The organism is Sphingobium chungangianum (assembly GCF_977014255.1).
In genome coordinates this window covers 2,140,475-2,156,412 of record NZ_CDRNIV010000006.1, presented here as the reverse complement: position 1 = coordinate 2,156,412, position 15,938 = coordinate 2,140,475, and the positions used below count along the sequence as shown (strand labels likewise).

The following is a 15,938-nucleotide window of genomic DNA, read 5'->3' as shown; positions in this document are numbered from 1 at the left end:
CGGCGCATTCATATGGTAAAGTCTGGCTGAGGCAATCGGGAAATGCTTTGAGCGCAAGTGGCGGGAAGGCTGGCCCGATCGCGCCTGTTATCCCATATGCATGAACCAGATGACCGAAGTTTCCGCCTCGACGGCGCTGCCGATGGATGACGATGCCTGCTGGAATGCGTTCCAGCGGCGCGATCGGGACGTGGATGGGCAGTTTGTGGGCGCGGTGCTGACGACCGGCATTTATTGCAAGCCAAGCTGCGCGGCGCGGCATCCCCGGCGGGAGAATATGATCTTCTTGCCTGATCCTGCTTCCGCGAGGGCGGCGGGCTTTCGCGCCTGTCTGCGCTGTCGACCGGATGAGGTGGGGCGGGATCGGTTGGCGGTTGAAGCGGCTAAGGCCTTCATTGCTGGGTGCGAGGCGATCCCGTTGCTGGAAGAGGTGGCGGCGCATGCGGGCTATGCGCCGCATCATTTCCATCGGCTGTTCAAGCGGGATACGGGCCTGACGCCTGCTGCTTATGCTCGATCGCTGCGTGCCGAGCGGCTGAAGGCGGCCTTGGAGGAAGGTGGCAGCGTGACCAGCGCGATCTATGACGCGGGCTATAATGCGCCGAGCCGGGCCTATGCCGATGCGGATCGGCATTTGGGCATGACGCCGAGTGCGTGGAAGGATGGCGGGCGCGGCGTTGCGATCCGATACGTTGTGGTGGGGTCGAGTCTTGGGCCTGTGCTGGTGGCGGCGACGGCCAAGGGGCTCTGCCGGATCAGCTTTGATGAGGATGAGGGTGATCTGCGGCGGGGCTTTCCCAAGGCGGAAATCGTGCAGGGAGATGCGGCGCTGGAAGCGTTGGCGGGGCAGGTGGTGCGGTTGATCGAGAATCCGGCTGAGCCTTTGGATTTGCCGATGGATGTGAATGGCACGGCTTTCCAGCAGGCGGTCTGGGCGGCGTTGAAGGCGATTCCGGCGGGAGAGACGCGGAGCTATGGCGAGATCGCGGCGGCGATTGGGAGGCCGGGGGCAGTGCGGGCTGCGGGGACGGCTTGTGGGGATAATGGGTTGGCTGTGATTATTCCCTGCCACCGGGTGTTGCGGAGTGATGGTAGCCTTGGCGGCTATGCCTATGGGTTGGAGCGGAAAAAGGCTTTGCTGGAGCGGGAGCGTGGGGGGCAGAAGCTAGGCTTGGATGATCGTGGATAATCATCCTCTCCATCGTGAGATGGGGAGGGGGACCGTTCGCGAAGCGAAGGGTGGAGGGGAAATCTCACAGGTCATGCCATTTCCCCTCCACCAGCCTGCGGCTGGTCCCCCTCCCCACGCTTCGCGTAGGGAGGATTTAGAGAGGTCGGTCGCGTTGCGATCCCTTCAGCCGTTCCATGATCGCGCGGCGCTCCGCTTCGCTCATGCCGCGCCAGCGGGCGATTTCCTGAACCGTCCGGCCGCAGCCGGTGCAGATGCGGCCTGCCTTGTCCAGCTTGCAGATGTTTATGCAGGGGCTTTCCATGGGCGTTCAGGCCATCACATGAAGCTGTAGGGATCGACGTCCACCGCGACCCGCGTCCCTGATTTCCAGGTGATATTATCCAGCCATTCGCGGATCGCCGCCTGCACGTCGATCTGGCGGTTTGCGTGGATCAGCAGGCGATGGCGGTGGCGGCCGCGCAGGACGGAGAGGGGCGCGGGGGCGGGGCCATAGACGCGCATGCCGTCGATCAGCGGGGCGGACTTGCCGATCAGGCGGGCGACCTGCGCGGCTTCATCGGCATCCTCACTGGAGACGATGATGGCGGCGAAGCGGCCGAAGGGCGGGGCGTTGGCGCGGCGGCGGTTCTCTGTCTCCACCTCATAGAAGCGTTCCGAATCGCCTGCGATGAGGGCCTTGATGACTTCTGATTCGGGCATGCGGGTCTGGATGAAGACGCGGCCTGGTTTCTGCCCACGGCCCGCGCGGCCCGCGACCTGGACGATTTGCTGGAAAGTGCGTTCGGACGCGCGCAGGTCGCCGCCTTCAAGGCCGAGGTCGGCGTCGATCACCCCCACCAGCGTCAGGTTGGGGAAGTGATAGCCCTTCGTCACCAACTGGGTGCCGATGATGATGTCGACCGCGCCTGCTTCGACCGACTTCACGAACTCGGCGGCCTTGGCGGGCGACCAGAGCGTGTCGGAAGTGACGATGGCAATGCGCGCCTGCGGCCAGAGCGCCTTTACCTCGTCCGCAATGCGCTCCACGCCGGGGCCACAGGCGACGAGGCTGTCCTCCTCCTTGCAGTCCGGGCAGAAGCGGGGGGAGGGGATGACATGGCCGCAATGATGGCAGGCGAGGCGCTTGGTCAGTCGATGTTCGACCATCCAGGCGGTGCAGTTGGGGCATTGGAAGCGATAGCCGCAATGGCGGCAGAGGGTGAGCGGCGCATAGCCCCTGCGGTTGAGGAAGAGGAGGCTTTGTTCGCCCTTCTCCATCGTTTCATCGATCGCGCGGATGAGGGGCGGCGCGATCCAGCGGCCGCGCTCCGGCGGGTCGGTGAGCAGGTTGATGCCCTCTATGCCTGGCATTTCCGCGCCGCCGAAACGGGAGGGCAGCTTGATTTCGCGATAGCGGCCAAGTTCGACCTGATGCCGGGTCTCGATCGCGGGGGTGGCCGATGCGAGGATGACGGGGAATTTTTCCATGAGGCCGCGCATCACCGCGACGTCGCGGGCGTGGTAATGGACGCCGTCTTCCTGCTTGAAACTTGCCTCATGCGCTTCATCGACGACGATGAGGCCGAGATTGGGATAGGGGAGGAAGAGAGCCGAGCGAGCGCCAACGACGACCGCTGCTTCGCCTGATGCGATGGCACGCCAGGCGCGGCGGCGTTCGGATTGGCGCAGGCCGCTGTGCCAACTGATGGGGACGGTGCCGAAGCGCTTTTCGAAGCGTTCGAGGAAGGGTTCAGTCAACGCGATCTCGGGCAGGAGGACCAGCACTTGCCGTCCTTCGCGGATGGCTGCGGCGATCGCTTCGAAATAGACTTCAGTCTTGCCGGAGCCGGTGACGCCGTCGAGCAGGAAGGGGGCGAAGTCGCGCTGGCGTACTGCGTCCACGAATTCGGCGGCGGCGTTGGCTTGGCCGTCGGATAGTTGCGGCGGGGCATGGTCGGGGTCGGGCCGGGGGAAGGGCGTGTCGATGCTGACTTCCACCGCTTCGAAGGCGCCTGCCTTTACGAGGCCCCGGATCACGGCGTCGCTGACCCCGCCGATCAACGCCAGTTCGCGGATCAGGCCCTGCCGATCGCCGATGCGCTCCATGGCCTGGGCGCGCTGTTCGGTCATGCGGTCCGGCAGGTCGCCGGTGGCGCGATATTCGATGACGGTGCGCGCGCCTTCCAGCGCCGACAGGGATGCCAGCGTCATGCGCAGGACCGAGGCGATGGGGGCGAGATAATAGTCTGCCGTCCACTCGATCAGGCGGCGGAGGGTTTCGGGGATCGGCGGCGCGTCCACGGGTCCGACAATGTTGCGCAGGCGGTTGTCGCCGACGCTATCTACATCGGGGAAGCTATCCTCGTCCCACACCACGCCGATGATTTGCCGTGGGCCGAGCGGCGCTACGATGATGCTGCCCGGCTGCACGTTCATGCCGTGCGGCACGCGATAGTCGAGCGGCCCAAGGGCGGCGTTCAGCAGGATGACACGGGCGCGCGAACTCATCCGCCTCTCCCTATCGTCTGGGGGGCAGGAGGCAAGGCGGCGCGTTCAGATTTTCCAGCTGAGCGTCAGCCAGGGAATATGGGCGACCGCGTCGGGCCGGTCGTCGCGGAAGGTCTGCTGGCGCATATAGAGTGCCTGGATATCGATGGACTTGCTGAGCGCGTGGCGCAGCCCGGCTTGCTGGCGCATGACGGCAAGGCCGGTCTTGTCGCTCGGCTTGGCCCGGTTCAGGTGGAAGAAGAGCTCGCCTGCTGCGACCAGCGTCCATTTTTTCGCGGCGTCCAGTGGAATGGAGGCCTGCACTCGCTGCCGTAGCCGCCAGCTTGCTTCGTCAGTCGTGTCGAAGAAGCGCTGCTCCAGCCGGGTGCGGCTTTGCCAGATGCCGTGGGTGAGGGTCAACTGCTGGAACGTGCGCAATTCCTGTTCAGGACCGGAATGGAAGAAGGCCAAGCCGCCGCCGATCTGGACATCTTTAGCAAGCGCATGATCAAGCGCGATGCGGGCGAGTTGCTGTTCGCCGCCCGATTCATCGCGACGGAAGCGGTGGCCGATGTCGATCAGGACGATGTCGTGAGGGCTGGCCTTGATCGTTGCCGATGCGCCGAGCCATAGCTGCGTTTCCTCTTCGGCCGCCTGCGCAGCGGGGCTGAAGGCGAGTAAAATGAGCGCGAGCGCTGCCAGAGCGCTGCGGCCGGGCGTGGGGACGGGCATGCGGTATCCTTGGAACGGTGTAGCGCTCATAATGTTACGGACCTGTTTCCGTAAAGCCCGCCGCTGGCAATAATGGCTAAACCGGCGATCAGCCGCTAAAGGGGAGCCGATTCGCACATCCCGCCCCGGAGCAGACCCATGAAGTTCTTCGTCGATACCGCCGACACCAACGAAATCCGCGACCTTGCCGCCACCGGCCTGCTGGACGGCGTGACGACCAATCCCTCGCTGATCCACAAATCAGGCCGCAAGTTCATGGAAGTGGTCGAGGAAATCTGCGGCATCGTCGATGGCCCCGTTTCCGCCGAAGTCGTCGCACTCGACCATGAGACGATGATGAAGGAAGCCGCCGTGCTGCGGAAGATCGCGGACAATGTCTGCATCAAGGTGCCGCTGACCATCGATGGCCTCAAGACCTGCAAGGCGCTGACCAGTGATGGCGTAATGGTGAACGTCACGCTGTGCTTCTCGGCCAATCAGGCGCTGCTGGCGGCCAAGGCGGGCGCGAGCTTCATCTCGCCTTTCGTTGGGCGGCATGACGATAACGGCTTTGATGGCATGCAGCTGATCGAAGATATCCGCCTGATCTACGACAATTATGCGTTCGATACCGAGATTCTGGTGGCGAGCGTTCGGCATCCTATCCATGTGCTGGAAAGCGCGAAGATCGGAGCTGACGTGATGACCGCGCCGCCTTCGGTGATCAAGGCGCTGTTCAACCACGTGTTGACCGACAAGGGAATTGCGGGCTTCTTGGCGGACTGGGAGAAGACCGGGCAGTCGGTTCTCTGATCCGGGAGCGAGGTGTTCCTGCGCATGCAGGAACCTAGTCCCGCCGCTTGAACTGGGCTCCTGCCTGCGCAGGAGCACGGTGGATTTAAGTCGCAACCTCTTGTCCGCTGCATCATTCTCTCCTGTAAAGGAGAGGTGCGATGTTCGTCGCGGTCTATTGGTGGCGGGTGCATCCGGGAAAAGAAGATCAGTTCCGCGCGGCATGGCGGCGCGGAACTGACCTGATCCGCGAAAAATATGGCAGCTTCGGTTCACGGCTCCACCGGGATGCCGATGGGCGCTTTGTCGGCTATGCGGAGTGGCCGGACGAGGAGACCTGGCGCGCGGCGTTCGACCAGAAGATGGTCTATGATGAGCCGGAAACCCGAGCCGCCTTTGTCGATGCGATCGCGGAAGTGCCGCCTGATGCGGATCCAATCTTCACCATGACGGTGACCGACGACCTGCTGATGCGGGCGCGGCCACAAGACAGTCCGCTCGATGGCGAATAGGAACGGCTTGGATTTTGGCTGGGGATTCCTGGCCGCGGCGATCCTCATTGCCGGGCTGCTGATGCTGTTGTTCGGATGGCGCTTGTAGGGAAGATGGCGACCCCGACAGGATTCGAACCTGTGACCATTCGCTTAGAAGGCGAATGCTCTATCCAGCTGAGCTACGGGGCCGCATCGGCGCTTCGATAGCGGGGCTTGTGCCCGCGCGCAATCATGCCTGGCATTGCATTTGCTTGGGCAGCCGATATGCAAGGGCGCATGACCGATTTGGGGGTTCGGAAAATCGATGCGCAGGCGCTCTCTGGGCGGCCGATGCGCTATTTCGATTTCTTCATCGCGGCGTTCGTCGCCATATTGCTGCTGTCGAACCTGATCGGGGCGGCGAAGCTGTCGACGGTTGGCGGCTTCACCTTCGGCGCGGGCATCCTTTTCTTTCCGCTTGGCTATGTGCTGGGGGACGTGCTGACCGAGGTCTATGGCTACGCCCGCGCCCGCCGATGCGTTTGGGCGGGCTTTGGCGCGATGCTGTTCATGGCGCTGATGAGTTGGGTGGTGGTGAAGCTGCCGCCTGCGGAAGGCTGGCCGGACCAAAAGGCCTATGAAGCGGTCTTCGGCAATACATGGCGCATCGTCTTTGCCTCGCTGGCCGCATTCTGGGCGGGGGAGTTCGCCAATAGCTTCGTGCTGGCCAAGATGAAGCTGCTGACGCAGGGCAAGCATCTGTGGATGCGGACGATCGGGTCGACGATCGTGGGGCAGGGAGTGGACAGCCTGCTTTTCTATCCGCTGGCCTTTGTTGGCGTGTGGAGCAATGCGCAGGTGCTGACGGTGATGGTCACCAACTGGATGTTGAAGGTGACGTGGGAAGCGGTTTTGACGCCCTTGACCTATCTGGTGGTGAACAGCCTGAAGCGCGCCGAGGGGCTGGACGTCTATGATGCGGGGACGGATTTTACGCCGTTCCGGACGCGGATTTAGGGGGGCTTAGATCCCAGCTTTCGCTGGGATGACGAGGGGTTCAGTAGCGCGCTTGCACGAAATACAGGCCGTCTGGCGGAGCGTTTAGGCCGAGCGCGGCTCTGTCCTTCGCGTCTCGGGCAGCGCGCATGTTGGCTATCGACCAGCGACCCATGCCGACCAACGCCAGGCAACCGACCATCGAGCGCACCTGATGGTGGAGGAAGGAACGCGCCTCGGCGTGGATGGCGATGCGGTCGCCTTCGCGCTGCACGTCGAGGCGGTCGAGGGATTTTAGCGGGCTTTCCGCCTGGCAATGGGCCGATCGGAAGGTGGTGAAGTCGTGACGGCCGACGAGCAATTGTGCGGCTTCCTGCATGGCGTCGGTGTCGAGCGGCTGGATAACGCGCCAGACCAGACCGCTTTCGAATGTGAGCGGCGCGCGGCGATTGGCGATGCGGTAAACATAGGCGCGGCCGATGCAGGAGAAGCGGGCGTGCCAGTCATCGGGTACGGTTTCGCAGGCGAGAATGGCGACGGGGTCGGGACGCAGGAGCGCGTTCATCGCTTCCATCAGGCGGAAGGGCGCGATCGGCTTCTCAATGTCTGCATGGGCGCGCATGGCAAGGCCGTGGACCCCGGCGTCGGTTCGGCCCGCTGCGTGAATCACGGCGCGCTCGCCGGTGATGGCGTGGATGGCGTCTTCCAGCGCCTGCTGGACGCTGGGGCCGTGCGCCTGCCGTTGCCAGCCCATGAACGGGCGGCCGTCAAATTCTACGGTGAAGGCGAAGCGGGTCATGGGGGGCTATATCAGCGGAAATATTGACGCCGTCATCCCAGGGGAAACTGGGATGTTGGACCATGTGGCATGCCGTCCCCTGAGATCCCAGCTTTCGCTGGGACGACGGTTGTGGGGTGAAGTGGGATTAGGCATCGACGCGCGACCCGGCGGGCATGTCGTAGCCGCGCAGGAGTTCGCCCGGAGACATCGCACCCTTGCCGGCGCGCTGGAGCAGGGTGGGGCGGATCGCGCCGTGGCAGCAGCCGATGAGCAGGCTGTTGTCGAGCAACTCGCCTGGCTGGCCTTCATGCTCCTCAACATGGGCTGCGAGGATGCGGAAGCGTTCGCCGCGATATTCCAGGAATGCGCCGGGGAAGGGGTTGAAGGCGCGTATCTGCCGTTCGACCTGATGCGCGTCGCGGGTGAAGTCGAGACGGGCTTCGCTCTTGTCGATCTTGGCGGCGTAGGTGACGCCCTCTTCTGGCTGGGGCACAGCCGGGTGTGCAGGGAGGTCGTCCAAGACCTCGATCATCAATTCGGCGCCTGCCTGCGCCAGCTCGGCGGTGAGCGTGCCAGCCGTTTTGTCCTCGATCGGGGTCACATGCTTGGCGCGCATGGGGCCGGTGTCGAGGCCCGCTTCCATGTTCATGATCGTGACGCCGGTCACATTGTCGCCCGAGAGGATAGCGCGCTGAATCGGCGCTGCGCCGCGCCAGCGAGGCAAGAGCGAAGCGTGGATGTTGAGGCAGCCGGAACGGGGGGCATCCAGCACAGCACGCGGCAGGATGAGGCCATAGGCAGCCACCACCGCGACATCGGCGTTCAGTGCGGCAAAGGCGGATTGCACCTCCGCGTCCTTGAGCGAAATCGGCGTGCGAACCTCGATGCCCATCTGCTCAGCCTGAGCCTGAACGGGGGAGGGGCGTAGCGCCTTCCCACGCCCGGCGGGGCGGGGTGGTTGGCTATACACCGCCACGATTTCGTGCCCGGCCTTGGCCAGCGTCACGAGGGCGGGGACGGCGAAATCCGGGGTTCCCATATAGATGATGCGCATAGTCGCCTCTCAACTCTTTTGACCCCGGACTTGCAAGCCCCTATCTCGGTTCCATGGCTTCTCTCGAGATTGATGCGCTGACGCAGGCGCTGTCCCGTCTGCCGGGCCTTGGCCCGCGTTCGGCGCGTCGCGCTGTGCTGCACCTGCTGAAGAAGCGGGAAAGCGCGCTGGAACCGCTGCTGCGTGCGCTTGATGCGGTGAACGACCGGCTGGTTACGTGCGGTTTGTGCGGCAATGTCGATACGGTGGATCCCTGCGGCATCTGTGCCGACCCGCGCCGCGACGCTCGCGCGCTGTGCGTGGTGGAGGATGTGGCGGACCTGTGGGCGCTCGACAAGTCGAGGCTTTTTCCGGGGCGTTTCCATGTATTAGGTGGGCGATTGTCGGCGCTGGAAGGGGTGCGGCCGGAAGACCTTTCCATTGATGGGCTGGTGACGCGAGTCGAAGCGGGTGGCATTGATGAAGTGGTGCTGGCGATGAATGCGACGCTGGAGGGGCAGACCACCGCGCATTATCTGGCGGAACGGCTGGAGCGCTTTCCCGTTCGGTTGACGCAGTTGGCCCATGGCGTGCCTGTGGGCGGTGAACTCGACTATCTGGATGAGGGCACATTGGCGCAGGCTTTGCGGGCGCGGCGGCCTCTTGGGTGAATTTGGCGGTCGCTTGAAAAAGCCCGTCGTTGCGGCTATTTTAACCACATGGCCATTCTTCCAATCCTTGAGGCGCCTGACCCGCGCCTGCGTACCATTTCGTCTCCGGTGGAGGCGATCGATGACGATTTGCAGCGTCTGATCGATGATATGTTTGAAACCATGTACGACGCTCCGGGCATCGGATTGGCGGCGATACAGGTCGGCGTGCCGAAGCGCGTGCTGGTGATGGATTTGCAGGAGCCCGAATCGGATGAAGAGGGTGCGCCTTCGGTGAAAAAGCCGATGGTATTCATCAATCCCGAGATTTTGGAGGGTTCGGCGGACCTGTCCGTCTATAATGAGGGCTGCCTGTCGGTGCCGGACCAATATGCCGAGGTGGAGCGGCCCGCGACGATCCGGGCGAGCTGGATGGATCGCGAAGGGCGTATTCATGAGGAGCAGCTTGAGGGCCTTCTGGCCACTTGCTTACAGCACGAGATGGATCATTTGCAGGGCGTGCTGTTCATCGATCATCTCTCGCGGTTGAAGCGGGACATGTTGATGAAGAAGCTGGTGAAGGCGCGCAAGGCGGCTTGAGACGCCTGTAGAGGTCAGGGAAGCGCTCTGGCTTGAAATATGATTCGCTCTCTCCTTCAGGGGTCAGCCAGAGGCACGTGACTCTGGCTGAGGTGCCGAGCGTAGCGAAGGCGGGAGACGGGGCTATGAAGGCGATGTTCCCTCATTCCCCTCTCCCCGGCCCTCTCCCCTGAAGGGGAGAGGGAGCAGGTACGCTAACCCACCCCATCCGTGTCTAGCGCGTAACCCGCTGAACGCACGGTGCGGATGATGTCGCGATATTGGCCGTCGGCGTTGATTGCCTTGCGCAGGCGGCGGATGTGGACGTCGACGGTGCGCAGTTCGATGTCGCTGTCCTGACCCCAGACGCTGTCCAGCAGCCGCTCGCGCGAGAAGACCCAGCCGGGATGCTCCAGGAAATGCTTGAGCAGGCGGAATTCTGTGGGGCCGAGGGGGATCACCTGGCCGCCGCGACGCACCTTGTGACCGACGGTGTCCATTTCCACGTCTGCAAAAGTGAGCGTCTCGCCAGCCAACGCCGGGCGGACGCGGCGGAGGACTGCGCCGACGCGCGCCACCAGTTCGCGGGGGAGAAAGGCTTCGTCACATAATCGTCGGCGCCGGTTTCCAGGCCGCGAACCCGATCTTCCTCCTCACCGCGCGCTGTGAGCATAATGATTGGCACATTGGCCGTGCCGTTCATGCGGCGCAGACGGCGGCAGACTTCGATGCCGGACAGGCTTTCCACCATCCAGTCGAGCAGGACGATGTCGGGCACATTTTCCTGCGCCAGCAATAAGGCCTCCTCACCATCGACGGTGTGGGCGACCTCGAAATCCTCGCGCTTGAAATGCCAGATGAGAAGTTCTGCGAGGGCCGCGTCATCTTCAACCAGAAGCATCTTGGCTCTCGCCATAGTCAGTCCTCCAGGGGCTGGGTGCCGCCGCGTTCGCGTTCCGGGGCCATCTGGCCGGTCGCGGCGTAATAGACCATCTCCGCGACGTTCGTGGCGTGGTCGCCGATCCGCTCGATATTCTTCGCGATGAAGAGCAGATGCGCGCACTCGCTGATGGTCTTGGGATTTTCGACCATGTAGGTAACGAGGCTGCGGAAGACGCTGTTGTAGAAATCGTCCACCACTGTGTCGCGCTCGATCACCGCCGTGGCGAGATCGGCGTCGCGGGCCGCGAAGGCGTTGAGCGCGTCGTGCACCATTTCGGCCGCGACCTGACCCATGGAGGGGAGGAGGGAAACCGGCTCCAGCGTGCGCTGGTTGGTGGCGATCAGGGGAACGCGTTTGGCGATATTCTTGGCATAGTCGCCGATGCGCTCGACCACACCGACGATCTTTAGCGCGGCGATGACGTCGCGCAGGTCGTTGGCCATGGGCGCGCGCAGGGCGATGACCTGGATCACCAGCTTTTCAACTTCCGCCTCGATAGCGTCGATGCGCTTGTCGTCGGTGACCACCTGCGCGGCGAGCGTCTTGTCCTGCCGCTGGAGCGCAACCATTGCATTCTCGATGGCGGCTTCGGCACGACCGCCCATTTCGGCGATAAGGCCGCGCAGCTTGTCGATTTCCTCGTCGAACGCCTTGATCGTATGTTCAGCCATATGTCGTCTCTCCGCGGGCATCGATCGTTGATCGATGCTGGATCTTGTTGCGCGATTTCCGAGCCGCCAGATGTTCCATCTGGCTCGAAATCGCTCGGGTCAGCCGTAGCGACCGGTGATATAGTCCTTCGTCCGCTCCTGGCGGGGATTAGTGAAGATGTCCGAGGTCACGCCATATTCGACCAGTTCGCCCAGATGGAAGAAGGCGGTGCGCTGCGACACGCGGGCAGCCTGCTGCATATTGTGGGTGACGATGACGATCGCGTAACGACCGCGCAGTTCGTGGATCAGCTCCTCGATCTTGGCGGTGGCGATGGGGTCGAGTGCCGAGCAGGGCTCGTCCATCAGGATGACTTCCGGTTCCACCGCGATGGCGCGGCCGATGCAGAGGCGCTGCTGCTGGCCGCCCGAAAGCGCGGTGCCGCTGTCGTGCAGGCGGTCCTTCACCTCTTCCCACAGGCCCGCGCGGCGGAGCGATTTTTCGACGATGACGTCGAGGTCCGCTTTGGCATGGGCCAGGCCGTGGATGCGCGGGCCGTAGGCGATGTTTTCGTAGATCGACTTGGGGAAGGGGTTGGGCTTCTGGAACACCATGCCGACGCGGGCACGCAGCTGCACCACGTCCATCGAGGGGGCGTAGATGTCTTCGCCGTCCAGGGTGATCGCGCCTTCGACCCGGGCCGAAGCGACGGTGTCGTTCATGCGGTTCAACGTCCGCAGGAAGGTCGACTTGCCGCAGCCCGACGGACCGATGAAGGCCGTGACATTGTCCATATCGACGTCGATCGAGACGCCCTTGATCGCCTGCTTTTCGCCATAGAAGACCTTCACGTCGCGCGCGGTCATCTTGACTTGGGTGGCGGGCACCAGTGTTTGCGGTTCGTGCATCATGTTTACCACCGTTTTTCGAACTTGTTGCGCAGGTAGATGGCGAGGCCGTTCATCGCGAGCAGGAAGACCAGCAGGACGATGATGGCGGCGGAGGTCTTTTCGACAAAGCCCTTGGAGACTTCGTCGGACCAGAGGAAGATCTGCACCGGCAGGACGGTCGCCGGATCGGTAATCCCGCCCGGCGGCGTGGCGATGAAGGCGCGCATGCCGATCATGAGGAGCGGTGCCGTCTCGCCCAAGGCGCGGGCCATGCCGATGATCGTGCCGGTCAGGATGCCGGGCAGGGCAAGCGGCAGGACATGGTGGAAGACCACCTGCACCGGGCTGGCGCCGATGCCGAGCGCCGCGTCGCGGATGCTGGGCGGGACCGACTTGATGGCGTTGCGGCCTGCGATGACGATGACCGGCATGGTCATGAGCGCCAGCGTCATGCCGCCGACCAATGCGGCGGAGCGGGGCAGGTGGAGGAAGTTGAGGAAGATCGACAGGCCCAGCAAACCGAAGATGATCGAGGGGACGGCGGCGAGATTGTTGATCGACACTTCGATGATGTCGGTCAGCCAGTTCTTGCGCGCATATTCTTCCAGATAGACGGCAGTCGCGACGCCGATCGGGAAGCTGAGCACCAGCGTCACCAGCATCGTCAGCAGCGATCCCTTGAATGCGCCCCAGATGCCGACCTGTGTCGGGTCGGTGCCGTCACTGGCGGACAGGAAGCTCATATTGAAACCGGTCGTGAGCAGGCCTGCCTTGTTCAGGCGCTCCACAGCCGCTTCGGCCTCGGGCGAACCCTCGCTCTTGGCCGCTAGATCGATGGTGGTCGATGCGGGCAGTTTGATGGTCTCGGTGCGGCTCAGGATGTCGGGATCGGCCTTGATAGCGTCACGCAGAACGACCCAGGCCGTGGGCGACACCCATTCCTCGGCATCCGCGCCCAGCGCCTTTTTCACGACGTCGCCCGTCACCATCGGCAGGTTCGCGTTGGCGAGCGCCTGATCGGTGATCGCATTCGGATCGAGCAGCAGCGGCGACGCGGGGAAGTCGATCTTCACCGCTATTTCCGTCCGCGTGAAACCGCGCAGGCCATTGCCCATCATGTTGAACAGCAGGAAGGCAAGAAAGGCGGCCGACAGTGCCACGGCGAGAAGGCCAGCTGCCTTGAAGCGGCGTTCGGATGCATAGCGCCGGGCGATCCGCTTGCGCATCGCGTCCGACTTCCAGTCGGTGGGGAGCCGTTCGGGTGCCATTATTCGTAAGCCTCGCGATATTTCTTCACGACCCGCAGGGCCACGATGTTGAGCAGCAGTGTTACCACGAAGAGGACGAGGCCAAGGGCGAAGGCGGCCAGCGTCTTTGCGCTGTCGAATTCCTGGTCGCCGGTCAGAAGCTGGACGATCTGCGTTGTCACGGTGGTGACGCTGGCGAAGGGGTTCAGGGTGAGGTTTGCCGCCAGACCGGCTGCCATCACCACGATCATCGTCTCGCCGATCGCGCGGCTGACGGCCAGCAGCACGCCGCCGACGACGCCGGGAAGGGCGGCGGGGATCAGCACGCGGCGGATTGTTTCGCTGGTGGTTGCGCCCATGGCGAGGCTACCGTCGCGCATGGATTGCGGCACGGCTGCGATACTATCGTCCGCCATGGAGGATACGAAGGGTATGATCATCACGCCCATGACCAGACCAGCGGCCAAGGCGCTTTCCGAAGATGCGCCCTGGATGCCGATCGCCACCGCGAAGTCTCGAAGAGCAGGGGCGACCGTCAGCGCGGCGAAATAGCCGTAGACGACGGTGGGCACGCCCGCGAGCACCTCAAGGATGGGCTTCATCCACTTGCGTACCGTGGGGCTGGCATATTGGGTCAGATAAATGGCGCTCATCAGGCCAAGCGGGATGGCGACGACCATCGCGATGATCGCGCCGATGAAGATCGTACCCCAGAATAGCGGGACGGCGCCGAACGCGTCATCATTACCGTAGCCCAGCGCCGCCGATTGCGGGCTCCATTTGGTGCCGAAGAGAAAATCGAACGGGTTCACCATCGAGAAGAAGCGCAGGCTCTGCCACAGCAGCGACACGACGATACCCAATGTGGTAACGATCGCGAGGAGCGATGCCACAAGCAACACCGCCATCACGAGCCGTTCGACCCGCGTGCGCGCCCGGAAATCAGGCCGCACGCGAGTGAAGGCATAGGCGCCCCCGGCAAAGGCCAGCACCAGTGCGAGCGCTGCGCCCGCGATGCCATATTTGCCGATGGCGTCCTTATAGGGTTGGACAAGGCCCTGCGAGAGCGGGTTGAACGCTCCCGATTGCGAACCGCTGGCGATCGCGCGCGCTTCGCCCAATATGGCCGAGCGCGAGAAATCATCTGCTGGCAGGCTGTGCGCGGCCGGGCTGCTCAACACTTGCTGAGTGACGAGCCCGGGGGAGATATTCGCCCAGACGGCGAGAAAGATCGCCGCTGGGATGAGCGTCCAGAGCGCGACATACCAGCCATGATAGCCAGGAAGGCTATGCACGGCGTCGCGGCGGCCCGAAGCGCGTGCGGCGGTTTGCAGCCGCAGCGCGCGCGTCCGGGCACTGACCCAGGCGATGGCGCCCAGGCCTGCCAGCAGCAGGAAGATTGCAGGACCTGTCATATTTTCCGCTTACTTGAGCTGCGAACCGTCGAGAACAGTCAGCGACTTGATCGTCTCGGCACTCGCCTTGCGCACGTCTTCCGGTGCGGCAACCATGCCGCGCTTTGTCAGCGCGCCGTCGGGCGCCCAGTTGGCGGCGAAGGTGTTGAGATAGGCCTGAAGACCCGGGATCGCGGTCATGTGCGCCTTCTTCACATAGATGAAGAGGGGGCGAGCGCCCGGATATTTGCCGGTCGACACTGTTTCATAGGTCGCTTCGACGCCGTTGATCGACACGTCCTTCAGCTTGTCTTTGTTTTCCTCAAGATAGCTGAAGCCGAACACGCCGAGAGCATTGGGGTTCGCGGCGAGCTTTTGAACGATCAGATTGTCGTTTTCGCCCGAATCCACATATTTGCCGTCTTCGCGGATGCGGGTGCAGGTTGCCTTGAACTCGTCCTCGCTCTTTTCTTTGAGCGCCTTCATGGCCGGATCGGTTTCGCAGCCCTTGGTCAGGATCAGTTCGGCAAGCGAATCGCGGGTGCCGCTGGTCGAGGGCGGGCCGAATACGCTGATCGCGGTTGCGGGCAGGCTCGGGTCAACGTCCTTCCAGGTTTCCGCCTTGTTCGGACCCTTGCCATAAGGATTGGCGGCGAGCGCTTCATAGACGATCTTCGGGGTCAGCTTGAAACCCGGGCCGTCCTTTGACTCGGCGAAGGCGAGGCCATCGACGCCCACCTGGACTTCGATGATGTCCTTAACGCCGTTCTTCTGGCAGTCCTCGAACTCGGCCTTCTTCATGCGGCGCGAAGCATTGGCGATGTCGGGATGCTGTGCGCCGACGCCCGCGCAGAACAGCTTCATGCCGCCGCCGGTGCCGGTCGATTCGATGATCGGCGACTTCATGCCCGAATTGCCCTGAACGAACATTTCGGCGACCGCTGTCGCGAAGGGATAAACGGTCGAGGAACCGACCGCGCGGATCTGGTCACGCGTCCCACCGGCGCTGCCGCCCGATTGGTCGCCGCAACCGGCAAGAGTAAGAGCGGCCGCTGCGGTAGCAGCCATCAGAGCGAAATGCTTCACGGATAGTCTCCTTTATCAAAGGCCGCGATTCGCAATCGCTGCCCCCCTTGGCGC

Annotated in this window: 16 protein-coding genes, 1 tRNA gene and 1 pseudogene; 6 read left to right on the top strand and 12 right to left on the bottom strand. The window is 63.3% G+C overall.

What is annotated here, in order from left to right; translation table 11 throughout:
• The first annotated feature begins 100 nt into the window (after nucleotides 1–100).
• A complete protein-coding gene (gene ada, locus ACWNC0_RS17760) occupies nucleotides 101–1,189 on the top strand; it encodes a bifunctional DNA-binding transcriptional regulator/O6-methylguanine-DNA methyltransferase Ada (RefSeq protein ID WP_449473506.1) in 1,089 nt (362 codons plus the stop codon).
• Between the two features lie 136 nt (nucleotides 1,190–1,325).
• Here the strand turns inward: ada and ACWNC0_RS17755 are convergent, their stop codons facing one another.
• The 3 genes from ACWNC0_RS17755 to ACWNC0_RS17745 are packed head-to-tail and all read right to left on the bottom strand — an operon-like array spanning nucleotide 1,326 to nucleotide 4,390.
• Complete coding sequence (locus tag ACWNC0_RS17755; protein ID WP_449473504.1) at nucleotides 1,326–1,493, bottom strand: DUF1289 domain-containing protein; 168 nt, start codon at nucleotides 1,491–1,493, stop codon at nucleotides 1,326–1,328.
• Between the two features lie 14 nt (nucleotides 1,494–1,507).
• Nucleotides 1,508–3,679: a primosomal protein N' gene (locus ACWNC0_RS17750; RefSeq protein WP_449473503.1), complete on the bottom strand. Its 2,172-nt coding sequence runs from the start codon at nucleotides 3,677–3,679 to the stop codon at nucleotides 1,508–1,510.
• A gap of 45 nt (nucleotides 3,680–3,724) precedes the next feature.
• On the bottom strand, nucleotides 3,725–4,390 hold the full coding sequence (locus ACWNC0_RS17745) for a DUF2490 domain-containing protein (protein WP_449473502.1): 666 nt from the start codon (nucleotides 4,388–4,390) through the stop codon (nucleotides 3,725–3,727).
• Nucleotides 4,391–4,528: 138 nt separating this feature from the next.
• Between ACWNC0_RS17745 and fsa the strand changes: the two genes are divergently transcribed.
• Both fsa and ACWNC0_RS17735 read left to right on the top strand, forming a co-directional pair.
• Nucleotides 4,529–5,182 (top strand): fructose-6-phosphate aldolase, encoded by a 654-nt coding sequence (gene fsa, locus ACWNC0_RS17740; protein ID WP_449473500.1) that lies wholly within the window; start codon nucleotides 4,529–4,531, stop codon nucleotides 5,180–5,182.
• A 140-nt stretch (nucleotides 5,183–5,322) separates the two neighbouring features.
• Nucleotides 5,323–5,673, top strand: coding sequence for an antibiotic biosynthesis monooxygenase family protein (locus ACWNC0_RS17735; protein WP_449473499.1), 351 nt, complete (start codon nucleotides 5,323–5,325; stop codon nucleotides 5,671–5,673).
• A 94-nt stretch (nucleotides 5,674–5,767) separates the two neighbouring features.
• On the opposite strand, the gene ACWNC0_RS17730 is transcribed toward ACWNC0_RS17735, so the two are convergent.
• Nucleotides 5,768–5,844, bottom strand: a tRNA-Arg gene (locus tag ACWNC0_RS17730).
• Between the two features lie 87 nt (nucleotides 5,845–5,931).
• Between ACWNC0_RS17730 and ACWNC0_RS17725 the strand changes: the two genes are divergently transcribed.
• Nucleotides 5,932–6,651 carry a queuosine precursor transporter gene (locus ACWNC0_RS17725; protein ID WP_449473498.1) on the top strand — a complete coding sequence of 240 codons (720 nt, stop codon included), beginning with the start codon at nucleotides 5,932–5,934 and terminating at the stop codon, nucleotides 6,649–6,651.
• A 40-nt stretch (nucleotides 6,652–6,691) separates the two neighbouring features.
• Here ACWNC0_RS17725 and truA read toward each other — a convergent pair whose 3' ends face one another.
• Together truA and fmt are read right to left on the bottom strand one after the other, a co-directional pair.
• Nucleotides 6,692–7,429 (bottom strand): tRNA pseudouridine(38-40) synthase TruA, encoded by a 738-nt coding sequence (gene truA, locus ACWNC0_RS17720; protein ID WP_449473496.1) that lies wholly within the window; start codon nucleotides 7,427–7,429, stop codon nucleotides 6,692–6,694.
• 127 nt (nucleotides 7,430–7,556) lie between these two features.
• On the bottom strand, nucleotides 7,557–8,465 hold the full coding sequence (gene fmt / locus ACWNC0_RS17715) for a methionyl-tRNA formyltransferase (RefSeq protein WP_449473494.1): 909 nt from the start codon (nucleotides 8,463–8,465) through the stop codon (nucleotides 7,557–7,559).
• A 53-nt stretch (nucleotides 8,466–8,518) separates the two neighbouring features.
• Between fmt and recR the strand changes: the two genes are divergently transcribed.
• Together recR and def are read left to right on the top strand one after the other, a co-directional pair.
• The gene (gene recR / locus ACWNC0_RS17710) at nucleotides 8,519–9,115 is read left to right on the top strand and encodes a recombination mediator RecR (RefSeq protein ID WP_449473492.1); all 597 of its coding nucleotides are present in this window, start codon (nucleotides 8,519–8,521) and stop codon (nucleotides 9,113–9,115) included.
• Between the two features lie 48 nt (nucleotides 9,116–9,163).
• Nucleotides 9,164–9,694, top strand: coding sequence for a peptide deformylase (gene def / locus ACWNC0_RS17705; RefSeq protein WP_449473490.1), 531 nt, complete (start codon nucleotides 9,164–9,166; stop codon nucleotides 9,692–9,694).
• A 194-nt stretch (nucleotides 9,695–9,888) separates the two neighbouring features.
• Here def and phoB read toward each other — a convergent pair.
• From phoB to ACWNC0_RS17675, 6 genes and pseudogenes are all read right to left on the bottom strand, one after another.
• Nucleotides 9,889–10,589: pseudogene (gene phoB / locus ACWNC0_RS17700) on the bottom strand (phosphate regulon transcriptional regulator PhoB).
• Nucleotides 10,590–10,591: 2 nt separating this feature from the next.
• Nucleotides 10,592–11,287: a phosphate signaling complex protein PhoU gene (phoU, locus tag ACWNC0_RS17695; protein ID WP_449473488.1), complete on the bottom strand. Its 696-nt coding sequence runs from the start codon at nucleotides 11,285–11,287 to the stop codon at nucleotides 10,592–10,594.
• A gap of 99 nt (nucleotides 11,288–11,386) precedes the next feature.
• Complete coding sequence (gene pstB / locus ACWNC0_RS17690) at nucleotides 11,387–12,175, bottom strand: phosphate ABC transporter ATP-binding protein PstB (protein ID WP_449474654.1); 789 nt, start codon at nucleotides 12,173–12,175, stop codon at nucleotides 11,387–11,389.
• 5 nt (nucleotides 12,176–12,180) lie between these two features.
• A complete protein-coding gene (gene pstA / locus ACWNC0_RS17685) occupies nucleotides 12,181–13,425 on the bottom strand; it encodes a phosphate ABC transporter permease PstA (protein ID WP_449473487.1) in 1,245 nt (414 codons plus the stop codon).
• Complete coding sequence (gene pstC, locus ACWNC0_RS17680) at nucleotides 13,425–14,819, bottom strand: phosphate ABC transporter permease subunit PstC (protein ID WP_449473485.1); 1,395 nt, start codon at nucleotides 14,817–14,819, stop codon at nucleotides 13,425–13,427. Before pstC ends, pstA begins: the two co-directional genes overlap by 1 nt.
• Nucleotides 14,820–14,828: 9 nt before the next feature.
• Nucleotides 14,829–15,884: a substrate-binding domain-containing protein gene (locus tag ACWNC0_RS17675; protein WP_449473484.1), complete on the bottom strand. Its 1,056-nt coding sequence runs from the start codon at nucleotides 15,882–15,884 to the stop codon at nucleotides 14,829–14,831.
• Nucleotides 15,885–15,938 lie beyond the last annotated feature (54 nt).

What these genes read in the sequence shown, in the direction of transcription:
- ada (WP_449473506.1), top strand. Translation starts at nt 101, where the DNA reads ATGAACCAGATGACCGAAGTTTCCGCCTCGACGGCGCTGCCGATGGAT.
- ACWNC0_RS17755 (WP_449473504.1), bottom strand. Translation starts at nt 1,493, where the DNA reads ATGGAAAGCCCCTGCATAAACATCTGCAAGCTGGACAAGGCAGGCCGC.
- ACWNC0_RS17750 (WP_449473503.1), bottom strand. Translation starts at nt 3,679, where the DNA reads ATGAGTTCGCGCGCCCGTGTCATCCTGCTGAACGCCGCCCTTGGGCCG.
- ACWNC0_RS17745 (WP_449473502.1), bottom strand. Translation starts at nt 4,390, where the DNA reads ATGCCCGTCCCCACGCCCGGCCGCAGCGCTCTGGCAGCGCTCGCGCTC.
- fsa (WP_449473500.1), top strand. Translation starts at nt 4,529, where the DNA reads ATGAAGTTCTTCGTCGATACCGCCGACACCAACGAAATCCGCGACCTT.
- ACWNC0_RS17735 (WP_449473499.1), top strand. Translation starts at nt 5,323, where the DNA reads ATGTTCGTCGCGGTCTATTGGTGGCGGGTGCATCCGGGAAAAGAAGAT.
- ACWNC0_RS17725 (WP_449473498.1), top strand. Translation starts at nt 5,932, where the DNA reads ATGACCGATTTGGGGGTTCGGAAAATCGATGCGCAGGCGCTCTCTGGG.
- truA (WP_449473496.1), bottom strand. Translation starts at nt 7,429, where the DNA reads ATGACCCGCTTCGCCTTCACCGTAGAATTTGACGGCCGCCCGTTCATG.
- fmt (WP_449473494.1), bottom strand. Translation starts at nt 8,465, where the DNA reads ATGCGCATCATCTATATGGGAACCCCGGATTTCGCCGTCCCCGCCCTC.
- recR (WP_449473492.1), top strand. Translation starts at nt 8,519, where the DNA reads ATGGCTTCTCTCGAGATTGATGCGCTGACGCAGGCGCTGTCCCGTCTG.
- def (WP_449473490.1), top strand. Translation starts at nt 9,164, where the DNA reads ATGGCCATTCTTCCAATCCTTGAGGCGCCTGACCCGCGCCTGCGTACC.
- phoU (WP_449473488.1), bottom strand. Translation starts at nt 11,287, where the DNA reads ATGGCTGAACATACGATCAAGGCGTTCGACGAGGAAATCGACAAGCTG.
- pstB (WP_449474654.1), bottom strand. Translation starts at nt 12,175, where the DNA reads ATGCACGAACCGCAAACACTGGTGCCCGCCACCCAAGTCAAGATGACC.
- pstA (WP_449473487.1), bottom strand. Translation starts at nt 13,425, where the DNA reads ATGGCACCCGAACGGCTCCCCACCGACTGGAAGTCGGACGCGATGCGC.
- pstC (WP_449473485.1), bottom strand. Translation starts at nt 14,819, where the DNA reads ATGACAGGTCCTGCAATCTTCCTGCTGCTGGCAGGCCTGGGCGCCATC.